A 13,827-nucleotide genomic window follows, 5' to 3' on the forward strand; every position below is an offset into this window, starting at 1 on the left:
ATGAAGCGGCCTGCCATTGACCTGTCCCGCCCCGGCCTTAAATGCCTGCGCCGTACTTGCAACAAGGAAACCCATCGTGAGCAACGACAACACAATTCCGTTCCGGCGCCCTGACGCCCTCGCCAGATTTGCGAAGTCCCCTCTCGTCGCAGCCCGCTATGGCGGCGCGGATGAAGCGCGGCTCTCGGCATTCGAGACGCAGCACGAGGTCAGTCTTTCCGATGGCTATCGCGATTTCCTGATGCGGGAAAACGGCCTTGACTATCATATCCCCCACACCACCATCGCCACCCTGCCCGCAGAGGCGCAGCGCGATGCCTTCGTTCTCTCGGACATCAACACCCTGTTTGGCATCGGCAACGGGCATCCGTATTTCGATCTCGAGGAACTCGCCCCGGACATGGATTTCCACGACTACGGTTTCACTCCCTTCGCACATGTCGTCGGCCTCGGCGGCGACTTCTGCACCCTCGTCGAACTCACCGAAGGCAAACATACAGGCGCGATCATGTACACCGATGGCGAGCTTTTCCATGGCATGCGCAGCGGCGGCATCGCCGGAAAGTCCGCTGACGAAGCGATCGATTATTTCATCGAGAGCGGTTACTACTATCGGATCGCGACGAACTTCTCCGACCTCTTCGAAAAATATGCCCGACTGACCTGAGGCTTCGCACCGTTCCGATCATTCCCACAGATACAAAGTGCTAGGCGGCCAATATCAGACCTCCCGTGTTTTCTGATAGCGGCCAGTTTCAAGCTTCGATAGCAACGCGACAACAGCCTCATCCACACCCTGCTTCGCAGTGTCGATGGTGACGGGGCTTTGCCCCCAAGCCTCATAGTCGCGTGCAGTCACCTCTTCCCAGCGAGGCTTTACCAACCCCGGAACATCGCTTACCCGCGTTTCCACCCGTCGGCGATGTTCATTCCGGTCCGAGCAGATGATTTCTATCTCAACGGCCGGCACACCTGATCGCGCTGCGACCGACAGCCAGGCATCCCGTGTCACCTTCAGGGGATTCACGGAATCCGCAACGACAATGTTGCCGAGCGTGAGATTGTCTTCGGCAATCCCGTATCCGACCAAGTAACCTGCCGGGCCGACCTCCGAGCTCAACATGCCCGAGGCCCGGATATTCTGTTCGATCGTATCGATACGCAGATGGACGGCCCCAAGCTCCTTCGCCAGGGCACGCGCAATCGTCGTCTTCCCCGAACCCGGCAAACCGCCGAAAATGATCAGCATGAATTGGCACCTCCCGCTTGCTGATGGACTTCACGAATCCGATTTTTGTACATCCGTTGCGTCGCCCGAGGCAGCAAGAATATCATCGAGCGCCTGACGGCGCGCCCCGGCGTGGGACAATCGCCAGCGAACTGCGTCATCCGCGCCAGCCCCTTCCTTGATGTCGAGATCCACCGGGCTCACCGGTTCGCCGGTCTTCTGATCGATGAAACCCCAGCGTATCTCGGCACCCGTCTTGCGATTGACGAAGGTCATGGGCGGACCCGAAGCACCTGACATGCCGAGGCTGTCGCCGATCTGGGCGAGCACCGGCATAATGGGCGCGATCTGCCAGCCCTTCCGGGTCAGGAGATATTCGAACCTTTCCGGGTTCACCTGATAGCGCCGCCGCTCGATGAGGCCATTGGCTTCCAGATGCTTCAGCCGGTCACTGAGCGTCGCATTGGTCACGCCAGACGATTGGCGAAAATCCTCATAGCGGCTGAGGCCACAGACAAGATCGCGCAAGATAAGCATACCCCACCGATCGCCGATCGCCGCCATGACGCCGGCGATCGAGCATACCATTCCATCGAAACCCTTCGAGCGCATCGAACCCTTTCCGAAGCCCGTGAAATCGCCTGGCTCCTCTGATCATGAGAGCCACATTAGTTTGCCGGAACGGCCGTTTCAAGAAAGCCCGGCAAACAACCGCCCTGCGACAAACCGGGCGGATAATTCGCTTGCCTGACCAGTTACTCTTATTATAAGAGTTACCATATCTTTGGAGCGTGACACGCCTCCGAATGAATGCAGCGCAGGCCTGAAGCTCGATGTGGATCGGGCGCCGATTGCTGCAACGCATCACCGGTTTTGCCAAAACGGGAGGATCTCACCTTGGCGCCGAACACCACCGCTAACTTCACCAGCCCGACACTTGCATTCGCCGGCAGCGCAGTCGCAACAGGCCTCTGGTTCGCTGCCCTTGTCGCAATACCGGAGCTTCAACGCTCGGACCTGTCCATCATCGTCGCGCGCATCGCAGTGCACCTCATCGTGCTCGGCGGAACCTGGGCAGGATTGTCGCGCACCTCCCTCACCGCGTCGGAGCGGACATGGACCTGGCTGGCGATCGACGTTCCGCTCACCCTCTGGCACGGCGCGGCCTGGATTATTGTCGCAGATGGCCTTCTCCTGCCGGGAGCAGTCTCAATCCCCTTGCTGCCGCTGATGATCGTCGTGCCGACGGCCATCGTGATCACGCTTTTGTCGCGGTCAGACCGGATCGGTGTGCTGCTCGATGTTATGCCCGCCAACTGGCTGATCGGCCTCCAGGCCTACAGGGTGATCGGCGGTGTGTTCCTCGCCAACTGGCTGACCGGGACGACGCCGGGCGTTTTCGCCCTTCCCGCCGGCACGGGTGACGTGATCACCGGGCTGATGGCCTTGCCGACGGCAGCAATGCTCGCAAGCGGCCGTCCAGGCAGCACCCGGGCGGCTCTGTTCTGGAACCTCTTCGGCATAGCCGATCTGGTCGTTGCGGTCACGATGGGCGCCCTTACCACGCCCGGCCCCCTGCAGCAGCTCGCCCTTGATCATCCCAATCTGACGACCGGCACCTACCCCACCGCCATCATTCCGGCCTTCACCGTCCCCACGTCTCTCGTCCTGCACGCCCTGTCACTGCGCCAATTGCTGAGGCGCACGCGAGGCGCGGCGGCAATTGCCGTGTGACGGCGAAATATCTCCGGGTCTAGGCGCGATCCACTGGCCCGGAGCCTCCTCAGATAGGAACGCTGAGACCTACCTTGATCCTATCCATGGCGACGAACGTCCGAAACCGCTTCACATTGTTGTTGCCGAAGAATAGCCGCCGCGTCAGCGCCTCGTAATCGGCCATCGCGGGCACGGTGATGACGAGCACGAAGTCGGCTTCCCCCGTCACGTAGTAACACTGCTGGATTTCCGGGGCGGCGGCGAATTCGCGTTTGGCTGCCTCGATCTGCTCCGCCGTTTCGCTAATGACCTCGACCTCGACAAAGATGGTGATCGCCTGGCCGACGGCGGCCGGATCGATCACCGCGATATTGGCCTTGATGACGCCCTCCTCCGTCATCCGCCTGATGCGCCGCTGCACGGATGGCGCCGACAGGTTGACGGCCTCGCCGATCGTCCTTTGCGGCGTGGTATTGTCGCGCTGGAGGATCTCAAGGATCTTGCGGTCGAAGGCATCGAGCGCGGATGTCGAAGAGACAGGCATGGGCGGCGGCCCTCATGAAACAAACTTGCAAAAACGGCTCTTAATATCAGCGCAATTTTCGCCGGCTCTGCAATATGTTTCCATAACAGAGCAGCGAGGCCTTCATGTTCATCCTCAACACGACAAGCGATTATCGACATCAGCTCGAAACGGCAGATGCCGATACGCTCGGCATTGCCGCTGCCGCAGGCGTGGAAGACCACCTGCGCCACCGCGACGACAATGCCGAAACACCGCTCGTCTCCCTGCCGGCGCTGGCAGCCGCGTCAGGCGTTGCCGCGATCCATGTGAAGGATGAGGGAAAACGCCTGGGGCTCGGCAGCTTCAAGGCGCTCGGCGGCGCCTATGCCGTCATTCGCCTCGTTCTGGAGGCCGCCGAGGCAAGACTCGGACGCAAGATCGGCATGGCCGAACTGCACTCTCCGGACGTGCGAAAAGTCGCGGAAGCCATGACCTTTGCCTGCGCCACCGATGGCAATCATGGCCGCTCGGTCGCCCAGGGTGCATCCCTCGTTGGTGCGCGGGCGTCGATTTTTGTCCATGCCGGTGTAAGCGACGAACGCGTCGCCGCGATTGCCCGCTTTGGGGCAGAGATGATCCGGGTGGCGGGAAGCTACGACGACTCCGTGAAGGAAGCCACCCGCGTCGCGAAAGAACGCGGCTGGACCATCGTGTCCGACACCTCATGGCCCGGCTATGAGCGCATCCCCGGCCTCGTCATGCAGGGTTATACGGCGCTGGTGCGCGAGGCGCTGAAACAGATGCCGCAGCCGCCCACCCATGTCTTCATCCAGTCCGGTGTTGGCGGCATCGCCGCTGCCGTCGCAGGCCATCTGGCGATTGTGCTCAGGCACCAGCGTCCGGTCTTCACCGTCGTCGATCCCGCCCGTGCCGCCTGCCTGTTCGAAACCGCGCGTGCCGGCCATCCGGTCACCATTGCCCATGGCGAACCGACCGTCATGGCGATGCTGGAATGCTACGAGCCCTCCCTCGTCGCCTGGCGCATCCTGTCGCGCACAGCCGATGCCTTCATGACCGTCGATGAGGAGGATGCGATCTCCATCATGCGGCAGCTTGCCAACCCCTTGGGCAGCGATCCCGCCATCGTCTCGGGCGAAAGCGGCGGCGTCGGCCTTGCCGGCCTGTTGCAGGCGCTCGCCGATCCCGATGCGAAAGCCGCCCTTTCCCTCGGCGCGGATTCGCGCATCTTCGTGGTGAACACGGAAGGCGCCACCGACCCCGGCCGATATCACGAGATCGTCGGCCGCTCGCCTGACGCGGTCCTGTTGCGAGGCGCAGCATGAGCAACATCTCCATCGATGCATCGAGGCTCCTCGGCCGGCTTGCCGAACTCGGCGCGATCGGCCGCGATGCGGATGGCAGGCTGATCCGCCTTGCCGCCTCCGACACGGACAAGCTCGGCCGCGACCGCCTCGTCACCTGGATCGAAGCTGCCGGACTGGAACTCGCCATCGACCGCATCGGCAACATCTTCGGCATCTGGGCGCCCGCCGGCACGGAGGATCGCCCGCCGCTGCTGCTCGGCTCGCATATCGATACCGTCATCGACGCCGGCATCTATGACGGCTGTTACGGCGTGCTCTCGGCCCTCGAAGTCATCGAAACGCTGAAGGCATCAGGTCTCATCCCCTCCCGCCCTATCGCCGTCGCGGCCTTCACCAATGAGGAAGGCGTGCGTTATGCGCCCGATATGATGGGCTCGCTCGTCTATGCCGGCGGGCTTGATGTAGAGACGGCGCTTGCGGCAACAGGAACCGACGGGTCACTGCTCGGTGACGAGCTGAAACGCATCGGCTATGCCGGTGAGAAAGAGCCGGGTTTCCTGAAGCCCCACGCCTATATCGAACTCCATATCGAGCAAGGCCCGGTGCTGGAGCGCGAGGGCATCCCGCTTGGCGCGGTCGAAAACCTGCAGGGCATTTCCTGGCAGCGCGTGACGATCGAAGGTGACGCCAACCATGCCGGCACCACGCCGATGACGATGCGTCGCGATGCCGGCCATGCGAGCGCCCGCGTCATCACTTTCCTGCGCGAGCGCGCCATGGCGTCGAACACGCCGACGGTCGCGACCGTCGGCTGCATGGAATTCCAACCCAACGCCATCAACGTCATCCCCTCGCGGGCGATCTTCACGGTCGACCTGCGCGACCCGGATGAAGATCGGCTGAGAGAGGAAGAGGCAGCCCTTGCCCGCTTCCTCGAAAGCCTCGCTGTCGAAGAGCAGGTTACGATATCGGCGGAGCGGCTCGCCCGCTTCGAGCCGGTCAAATTCGACGAACAGATCGTCGCCGCGATCGAGGACGCCGCAAGAGCCCGCGCCCTGCCGTGCAAGCGCATGACCTCCGGCGCCGGCCACGATGCCCAGATGATCGCCCGCATCGCGCCATCAGCCATGATCTTCGTGCCGAGCAAGGGCGGCATCAGCCATAATCCAAGGGAATTCACCTCTCATGACGATCTCGTCGCAGGCGCCAACATCCTGCTCGATGTCGTCAGCACACTGGCGCAGGAGGAATAGCGATGGATCTCGATCAATTGGTCGCGGACATGCGCGCATGGAGACGCCACCTCCACGCCCACCCGGAATTCGGCTTCGAGGAAAAGCAGACCTCGGCCTTTGTCGCCGAAAAGCTCCGTGAATTCGGCCTCGATGATGTCGCGGAAGGCATCGGCGGCACGGGCGTCGTCGGCACACTGAAACGCGGCAGCGGCAACCGCTCGATTGCACTGAGAGCCGATATGGACGCCCTGCGCATCCCGGAGCAGGCCGACCGGCTCTATGCCTCGCGCAACCCAGGCATCATGCACGCCTGCGGCCATGACGGCCACACCGCCATGCTGCTCGGTGCGGCCAGAATGCTTGCCGAAGACGGCGGTTTCGACGGCACTGTGCGCTTCATCTTTCAGCCCGCCGAGGAATGGGGCAAGGGCGCGCTGGCGATGATCGAGGACGGCATTTTCGAGCGCTTCCCCTTCGATGAGATCTACGGCATCCACAACCTGCCGGGCCTTCCCGTCGGTCATTTCCAGACGCGTCCCGGCGCCTTCATGTCGGCGGAGGATAATTTCGAGATCGTGCTCAAGGGCACCGGCGGCCACGCCGCCCGCCCGCATGCGACGAACGAGGTGCTGGTCGCCGCCTGCGCGCTGGTCCTGAACCTGCAGACCATTGTTTCCCGCCGCCTCGACCCAACCGATATCGGCGTCGTCTCCGTCACCGAACTTCTGACCGACGGCACCCGCAACGCCCTGCCGGGCCTCGCCCGCATTCTTGGAGATGCTAGAAGTTTCCACTCCGACGTCAGCGCCGAAATCGAAAGGCAGATGCGCATCATCGCCGAAGGCACCGCACTGACCTACAATCTCTCGGCCGAAGTCACCTACACAAGGGAATTCATCCCCCTATTGAACGACCCTGCCCTTACCGAAGAGGCCTTCGCTGCCGCCCGCGACATCTTTGAGCCCGGCAGCATCGAGGTCCGAAAGGAACCGATGACGGCCTCGGAAGATTTCGCCCGTTTCCTCGATGTCGTTCCCGGCTGTTTCGTCTTCCTCGGCAATGGCGAGGCCTCCGCGCCGCTCCACAATCCGACCTTCGATTTCAACGATGACGGCCTCCTTTACGGCGCAAAATTCCACACCGGCATCGTCCGCCGACGCCTGCCGCAAAGCGGCGCCTGACCGGCGGCTCCAAGCCTTTCCGCCGTCGACGCCGCCGGCGCGGTTACCGATCGGGACGAATCCCGTTTCGCAAATCAACGTCATCAGCAGTCTTGCTCCTTGAGCCTCCTGCCCTAACTCCTTGGCTGATATAGGAGACGGCATGGACCAAGTTTTGAGCAAGAAGGCGGAGACCGGAATCGAAGGACTGGACGATGTATTATTCGGCGGGTTTACACGTCGTCATGTATTCCTGCTGGAAGGCTCGCCCGGCACCGGAAAAACAACCATCGCCTTGCAGTTTTTACTTGAAGGCGCTGATCTCGGTGAGAGCTGCCTTTACATAAGTCTTTCCGAAACCGAGGAAGAGTTGCGCGACAGCGCCGCCTCGCATGGAATGGAACTCGGCGACGGCATAAAAATCTTCGAACTCGTGCCGCCCGAAAGCCTGCTCGACGCCGATCAGCAGCAGAGCCTCCTCTATTCGTCGGACCTGGAGCTGGGCGAGACCACCAAGCTGATCTTCGAGGCCTTCGAGCGGATAAAGCCGCAGAGGGTCGTCATCGACAGCCTCTCGGAAATCAGGCTTCTCGCCCAAAGCTCGCTACGTTATCGCCGGCAGATCCTGGCGCTGAAGCATTTCTTTGCCCGGTCGGATGCCACAGTCCTGCTCCTCGACGACATGACGTCAGATAATCTCGACAAGACCGTTCACAGTGTCGTTCATGGCGTGATCCATCTCGAACAGCTTGCACCCGATTACGGCTCGGAGCGTCGGCGGCTGCGGGTCATCAAATATCGCGGCCAGTCCTTTCGCGGCGGATACCACGACTTCGTCATCAAGACCGGCGGTGTGGCGGTATTTCCAAGGCTGCGCGCAATCGAGCACAAGAAGGGCTTCGAGCGAACGACCCTCTCGAGCGGCATCAAGGAATTCGATGATCTCCTGGGCGGCGGGATCGAGCGCGGCTCCAGCACGCTGCTGATCGGCCCGGCAGGTACGGGCAAGAGCCTGTTTACTCTGCAGTTCGTCGATGCGGCGGTCAAGCGCGGCGAAAAGGCGGCTGTTTTTATCTTCGATGAAGAGCTTGGGCTGCTGTTTTCGCGCACGAGATCGATGGGTATCGATCTGGAGAAGATGCACGACGACAGACTGATCCATATCGAGCAACTGGATGCCGCCGAGCTGTCGCCCGGAGAGTTTGCGCAACGTGTCAGGGATCGGGTCGCCAGCTACGACGCCAAGACCGTCGTCATCGACAGTATCAACGGCTATCAAGCATCGATGCCGGAGGAAAACGCGCTCATCCTTCACATGCATGAGCTTCTCCAATATCTGAACCGCCAGGGCGCCAACACCTTCCTCACCGTTGCCCAGCACGGCCTCGTTGGCGACATGAAATCACCGGTCGATGTTACCTATCTCGCCGATAGCGTGGTCCTGCTGCGCTATTTCGAGGCGCTCGGAAAAGTGCGCCGCGCGGTTTCCGTCATCAAGAAACGCACCGGCAGCCACGAAGAGACTATCAGAGAATTCCACATCACCAATGAAGGGCTGACTCTTGGCGAGCCGCTCTCCGGTTTCCAGGGCGTGCTTCGCGGCGTTCCGACATTTGTCGGCGAAAGACAGCCGCTTCTTGAAAACTCAGACGAGGACGGCCACCATTCCTAACAGCGATGTCATCGGCCTGATCCACGCTCCAATCGGGCGTGATGCGCAGATTGCAGCTTCGCTCCTGCGGGAAGCGGGCGTACAACCAAAAGCGACGACCGATCTATCCTCCTTGGTCGAAAGCCTTAATGACGACGTCGCCTTTGCTGTCGTCACTGAAGAGGCGTTGCGTTCCGCCGATCTGCGCGCCATCTCCGCCTGGATCGAGCAGCAGCCGAGCTGGTCCGATCTGCCCTTCATCATCCTGACAAACAGGGGCGGCGGTCCCGAGCGCAATCCCGCAGCCGCCAGGCTGTCAGAGGTCCTTGGCAATGTCAGCTTCGTCGAACGCCCGTTCCACGCAACCACCTTCATCAGCGTTGCCCGCTCTGCCATGCGCGGACGCCGGCGGCAGTACGATGCGCGTTTGCGCATGGAGGCCCTCGATGCAGGCGAGCGCCGGCTTCAGACGGCTCTGGAAGCCGGGCGGCTCGGCGCATGGGAACTCGACCTTGCGTCAGGCGTGCTGACGACCTCGTCGACCTGCAAGGCCATTTTCGGCCACCGTCCCGAAGACCCGTTTACCTACAAGGATCTGCTAAGCTCCGTTCACCCCGAGGACCGGGAGCGCATGGAGGCGGCAGTAAGCAAGACTGTTGAAACCGGTGCCGATTATTCCATCGAATACCGGACCATATGGGCCGATGGTTCCGTTCATTGGGCCGAAATCCGGGCGCAGCTCTACAAGGATCGCTCCGGCGAGGCGATCAAGATGGTGGGTGTCTCTGCCGACATCACGGCGCGGCTGAAGGCCGAGGAGCACCAGCGGCAGCTTAATGAAATACTGGAGGAAAAGGTCGCTGAGCGCACGCGCGAGCTGGAACAGGCGCATGCCGTGGTGATGGCGGAAGTCAGCCAGCGCGAGCGCGCCGAAGAGCAGCTTCGCCAGGCCCAGAAGATGGAGGCGATCGGCCAGCTCACCGGCGGCGTGGCGCACGACTTCAACAATCTGCTGATGGCCGTCCTCGGCAACCTTGAACTGCTGCGTAAATATGTTGGAGACGACATCAGGGCCGCCCGCCTGATCGACGGCGCCCTGCAGGGGGCGAAACGCGGCGCCTCCCTCACCCAGAGACTGCTGGCCTTTGCGCGGCGACAGGACCTGCGCATTGACCCGGTCGACATGCGCGCCCTGGTGCTCGGCATGGCGGACCTGCTGAAGCGCTCCGTCGGCTCCACCGTCCTGATCGAAACCACCGTTCCCGAGAATCTTCCTCTCGTCTCGGCCGATGCGAACCAGATCGAGCTTGCCCTGCTCAATCTCGCCGTCAACGCACGCGACGCAATGCCAGATGGCGGCACGATCCGCATCGAGCTGAAGGAGGCGGAGCAGATTGCGCCGACCGATGAACTCGCCGCCGGCAGCTACGTCGTCTTGACCGTCGCCGACCACGGCTATGGCATGGACAAGGAAACGTTGCAAAAGGCGATCGAGCCATTCTTTTCGACAAAGGAGCTCGGAAAGGGAACTGGCCTCGGGCTCTCTATGATCCATGGTCTCGCCCTGCAATTGAAAGGCGACCTGAAACTTCAAAGCACGCCCAGCAAGGGCACGACCGCTGAACTCTGGATCCCCGTCTCCACATCGACCAGTGTCCATACCGAGCCTGATGACGCGATGCCGGCGGACGCAGACAAGGTCTCCGGCCCGAAGCGCATATTGCTCGTCGACGACGACATCCTGATCGCCATGAGCTCTGCCGATATGCTCACCGATCTCGGTCATGAAGTGGTCGAGGCCCATTCGGGAAAAGAAGCTCTCGAGTGCCTGGGCAGCGGCGCGGACTTCGATCTGATGATCACCGATTACTCCATGCCCGGCATGACGGGCGGAGACCTCGCCAAAGCCGTCCGCACCATAGCCCCCGGCTTGCCGATCCTCATTGCATCGGGATATGCCGAACTCCCGCCCGGGCTAGACCTTGACGTCGCCAAGCTCGGAAAGCCCTACACCCAGGATCAACTGGCCCAGGAGATCGGCAAGCTGATGGTCGCGCCCTGAGCAGGCCTGCAAACCGGTTGCCGACACGCAAATGCCTGCTGCGTCACCATGCCGGCCATTTTGCAGAAGACGGCTCATCGCTTTCGCGCTATGAAGATTATCGATAATCCTGCCCCATCCGACACGGAGATCCCTTATGGCTTTGAAGATCCTTTTCATTGGCGGCACCGGCCAGATTTCCTATCCCTGCGTCGAGCGCGCCGTGGCTCAAGGCCATGATGTCAGCGTGTTTAACCGCGGCCTGAGGGGCGATCCCCTGCCCGCTGGCGTCACCTCCATCGTGGGCGAGCTGGGATCGTCGGCCTATGTCGATCTCGCCAAGGCCAATTACGATGTCGTCGCCCAGTTCATCGCCTTCACGCCGGATCAGATCGCCCGCGATATCGAGATCTTCTCGGGCCATTGCGGCCAGTACATCTTCATCTCTTCCGCCTCGGTCTATGAAAAGCCGGCCCGCCATTATGTGATCACCGAGGAGAAGACACCGGCGGTCAACCCCTACTGGCCCTATAGCCAGGCCAAAATCGCCTGCGAGGAACTGCTGAAGAAGGCCGACAAGCTCGCCTGGACGATCGTGCGCCCCAGCCACACCGTCCGCACCGGCCTGCCCATCATGATGGGCGACAGCGACGTCATGGCCCGGCGCATGCTGGACGGCGAGCCGACCATCGTTGCCGGCGACGGCCATACGCCCTGGACGCTGACCCGCTCGGTCGATTTCGCCGTGCCCTTCGTCGGCCTGTTCGGCAAGCAGAAGGCGCTGCGCGATATCTTTCACATCACCAACGACCACGCCCATATCTGGGATCACATCCAGAAGGCGATCGCCAGGTTGCTGGGCGTCGAGGCGAAGATCGTCCATGTGCCGACAGACACGCTAGTCAAATATAATCCGGAATGGATCGGCCCGCTGACCGGCGACAAGGCCTGGACAGCGATTTTCGATAATTCCAAGGCCAAGAGTGTAGCCGGCGATTTCACCTGCGCCACAAGCCTGGACGAAATTCTGGAAGAGCCGATCATGCACCTGAAGCAGCGTTTCGCGAAGGGCCGCCCACCGAAGGGCGATTTCGATGCCCTGATCGATCGGATCTGCGCCGAGCAAAGCGCTCTCGGAGCTGCCGCATGACAGCTTAGTCAAAAGCCGTTACGCCTCGAATGCGCGAAGGCACTTCATCACCTCGCGCAGTCCCCGCGTCAGATGTTTGTCGCGCCGGATGACCATGCCGAGCTGGCGCACGAGCGGCGGCTGAACGGGTGACGTCACGAACCGGCCCCGGTCACGCTTCAGGGCAAGCCCCGGAAGTATCGACCATCCGAGTCCCGCCGCAATCAGTTCCTTGATCGCCTCGACGCTGCCGAACTCCATGGTGGGCTGGCTCCTGATGCCCGCAGCCTCAAACCATTCGTCGGTGGCCCGGCGCGTATTGCCGCCCTCATAGAGCATCATGATCTTGTCCGTGAAGAAATCAGCCGTCGGCCCACCCTCAGGCATCGCGCTCCCCTTGGGAGCCACGGCGACGAGCTCGTCCTCGTAAAAGGGTTCCATCTCGATGGAGCGGCCGGACGCCGGCAGCGTCACGACGGCGATATCGAGCGCATTGATTTCGAGATCGCGGACCATCTCGTCGGTGTTGCCGACACGAACCACGATTTCCAGACCGGGCATGCGTTTCTTGACGGCGGCGATCGCGCGGGGAAGCAGATGGATCGAGGCGGTGCCGCCGCTGCCGATCCGCACGCGCCCCACCGCACCTTGCCTGTAAGGCGTCATCGCCTCCTCGGCCGACGCGCATTCGCCGAGGATCCGGCGCGCATGGGCCAGCAGTTCGACGCCCGCCGCAGATGGCTGCGCCCGGCGGCCGACCCGCTCGATCAGCCGAACCCCCATCCTCTGTTCCAGCAATTTCACCTGCAGGCTGACGGCCGGCTGCGTCAGGCCCGCTCTTTCGGCAGCAGCCGTAAAGCTACCGAGATCGATGACGCTGACGAAGGCGGCAAGCTGGTCGAGATTCAGCATCAGAAAAATTCCTTATGGATTGCATAAGAACCATAAGCTTCCTTGCGGGCATGTGCCAGTCCATTTTGAGGCGTCCAAGACGAGTGCTGGAGATGCCTGATGACGACTAACGTGGAAATATCGAGAACTCTAGATCGCGCCCCGACCGGTGGCGTCGTACGCCGCTGCCTGATGGGCATCCGCCTTTACCTGAACAAGCGCCGCGAGAGGCTGGCGCTCTCCTGCCTGTCCGACGACGCGCTCCGCGATATCGGCCTCACCCCATCAGAGGCGAGGACGGAGGTCAACAAATCATGGTTCTGGGGATAGCAGCCGCAATTTTTTAAAATGGCGCGCTTGGACTGGAGAAAACCGCTTTGTCCCTTATGTCACTGCCATCAGGGGAAAACACCAAAGGACCGCGCGATGCACAAGAACACGATCTGTGTCTGGTATGACAAGCACGCCGAGGAGGCCGCCCGCTTTTACGCCGGGATCTTTCCGGACAGCAAAGTCGGCGCCATTCATCGCGCCCCCGGCGACTATCCGGCCGGCCAGCAGGGAGAGGTGCTGGTTGTGGAATTCACGGTTGCCGGCATTCCCTGCATCGGCCTGAATGGCGGCCCCTCGATCAAGCATAGCGAGGCCTTTTCGTTCCAGATCTCGACGGAAAATCAGGAAGAAACCGACCGCTACTGGAACGCAATCGTCGGCAATGGCGGCCAGGAAAGCGAATGCGGCTGGTGCAAGGATAAATGGGGCGTCTCCTGGCAGATCACACCGCGCGCCCTGATGGAAGCGATACAGGCAGGCGGGGCCGAGGCAAAGCGTGCTTTCGACGCGATGATGACCATGCGCAAGATCGACGTCGCGGCAATAGAGGCAGCTCGTCGCGGCTGAGGCGGCAGGTCCTGCAATTGCAGGATCACGATGCCAGGCCGACTGG

Annotated in this window: 14 protein-coding genes; 10 read left to right on the forward strand and 4 right to left on the reverse strand. The window is 61.7% G+C overall.

What is annotated here, in order from left to right; translation table 11 throughout:
- The first annotated feature begins 76 nt into the window (after nucleotides 1-76).
- Entirely contained in the window at nucleotides 77-667 is a 591-nt protein-coding gene (locus tag AC1DTN_RS10295) for an SMI1/KNR4 family protein (RefSeq protein WP_477920745.1), read from the forward strand.
- A gap of 54 nt (nucleotides 668-721) precedes the next feature.
- Here AC1DTN_RS10295 and AC1DTN_RS10300 read toward each other — a convergent pair whose 3' ends face one another.
- Nucleotides 722-1,249, reverse strand: coding sequence for a P-loop nucleotide/nucleoside kinase family protein (locus AC1DTN_RS10300; RefSeq protein WP_477920746.1), 528 nt, complete (start codon nucleotides 1,247-1,249; stop codon nucleotides 722-724).
- A gap of 30 nt (nucleotides 1,250-1,279) precedes the next feature.
- Nucleotides 1,280-1,840, reverse strand: a complete 561-nt coding sequence (locus AC1DTN_RS10305) for a winged helix-turn-helix transcriptional regulator (RefSeq protein WP_113321321.1) — start codon at nucleotides 1,838-1,840, stop codon at nucleotides 1,280-1,282.
- 285 nt (nucleotides 1,841-2,125) lie between these two features.
- On the opposite strand from AC1DTN_RS10305, the gene AC1DTN_RS10310 reads away from it, so the two are divergent.
- Nucleotides 2,126-2,962 (forward strand): hypothetical protein, encoded by an 837-nt coding sequence (locus AC1DTN_RS10310; protein WP_477920748.1) that lies wholly within the window; start codon nucleotides 2,126-2,128, stop codon nucleotides 2,960-2,962.
- 49 nt (nucleotides 2,963-3,011) lie between these two features.
- Here the strand turns inward: AC1DTN_RS10310 and AC1DTN_RS10315 are convergent, their stop codons facing one another.
- Nucleotides 3,012-3,488 (reverse strand): Lrp/AsnC family transcriptional regulator, encoded by a 477-nt coding sequence (locus AC1DTN_RS10315; protein ID WP_007818262.1) that lies wholly within the window; start codon nucleotides 3,486-3,488, stop codon nucleotides 3,012-3,014.
- A gap of 104 nt (nucleotides 3,489-3,592) precedes the next feature.
- On the opposite strand from AC1DTN_RS10315, the gene AC1DTN_RS10320 reads away from it, so the two are divergent.
- The 6 genes from AC1DTN_RS10320 to AC1DTN_RS10345 all read left to right on the forward strand — a co-directional run bounded on the left by AC1DTN_RS10320 (nucleotide 3,593) and on the right by AC1DTN_RS10345 (nucleotide 12,011).
- The gene (locus AC1DTN_RS10320; protein ID WP_477920749.1) at nucleotides 3,593-4,792 is read left to right on the forward strand and encodes a diaminopropionate ammonia-lyase; all 1,200 of its coding nucleotides are present in this window, start codon (nucleotides 3,593-3,595) and stop codon (nucleotides 4,790-4,792) included.
- The gene (locus AC1DTN_RS10325) at nucleotides 4,789-6,027 is read left to right on the forward strand and encodes an allantoate amidohydrolase (RefSeq protein WP_477920751.1); all 1,239 of its coding nucleotides are present in this window, start codon (nucleotides 4,789-4,791) and stop codon (nucleotides 6,025-6,027) included. The genes AC1DTN_RS10320 and AC1DTN_RS10325 overlap by 4 nt, the downstream gene beginning before the upstream one ends.
- Before the next feature lie 2 nt (nucleotides 6,028-6,029).
- Complete coding sequence (locus AC1DTN_RS10330) at nucleotides 6,030-7,190, forward strand: M20 aminoacylase family protein (RefSeq protein WP_477920752.1); 1,161 nt, start codon at nucleotides 6,030-6,032, stop codon at nucleotides 7,188-7,190.
- Nucleotides 7,191-7,332: 142 nt separating this feature from the next.
- On the forward strand, nucleotides 7,333-8,841 hold the full coding sequence (locus tag AC1DTN_RS10335) for an ATPase domain-containing protein (protein WP_477920753.1): 1,509 nt from the start codon (nucleotides 7,333-7,335) through the stop codon (nucleotides 8,839-8,841).
- A complete protein-coding gene (locus AC1DTN_RS10340) occupies nucleotides 8,807-10,882 on the forward strand; it encodes a PAS domain-containing protein (RefSeq protein WP_477920755.1) in 2,076 nt (691 codons plus the stop codon). Before AC1DTN_RS10335 ends, AC1DTN_RS10340 begins: the two co-directional genes overlap by 35 nt.
- 136 nt (nucleotides 10,883-11,018) lie before the next feature.
- The gene (locus AC1DTN_RS10345) at nucleotides 11,019-12,011 is read left to right on the forward strand and encodes an SDR family oxidoreductase (RefSeq protein WP_477920757.1); all 993 of its coding nucleotides are present in this window, start codon (nucleotides 11,019-11,021) and stop codon (nucleotides 12,009-12,011) included.
- A gap of 18 nt (nucleotides 12,012-12,029) precedes the next feature.
- On the opposite strand, the gene AC1DTN_RS10350 is transcribed toward AC1DTN_RS10345, so the two are convergent.
- The gene (locus AC1DTN_RS10350; protein WP_477920759.1) at nucleotides 12,030-12,902 is read right to left on the reverse strand and encodes a LysR family transcriptional regulator; all 873 of its coding nucleotides are present in this window, start codon (nucleotides 12,900-12,902) and stop codon (nucleotides 12,030-12,032) included.
- A 99-nt stretch (nucleotides 12,903-13,001) separates the two neighbouring features.
- On the opposite strand from AC1DTN_RS10350, the gene AC1DTN_RS10355 reads away from it, so the two are divergent.
- A complete protein-coding gene (locus AC1DTN_RS10355; protein ID WP_439015754.1) occupies nucleotides 13,002-13,211 on the forward strand; it encodes a DUF1127 domain-containing protein in 210 nt (69 codons plus the stop codon).
- Between the two features lie 96 nt (nucleotides 13,212-13,307).
- Nucleotides 13,308-13,781 carry a VOC family protein gene (locus AC1DTN_RS10360; RefSeq protein WP_439015755.1) on the forward strand — a complete coding sequence of 158 codons (474 nt, stop codon included), beginning with the start codon at nucleotides 13,308-13,310 and terminating at the stop codon, nucleotides 13,779-13,781.
- The last annotated feature ends 46 nt before the right edge of the window (nucleotides 13,782-13,827 follow it).

This window comes from Rhizobium sp. 01T444 (assembly GCF_056398305.1).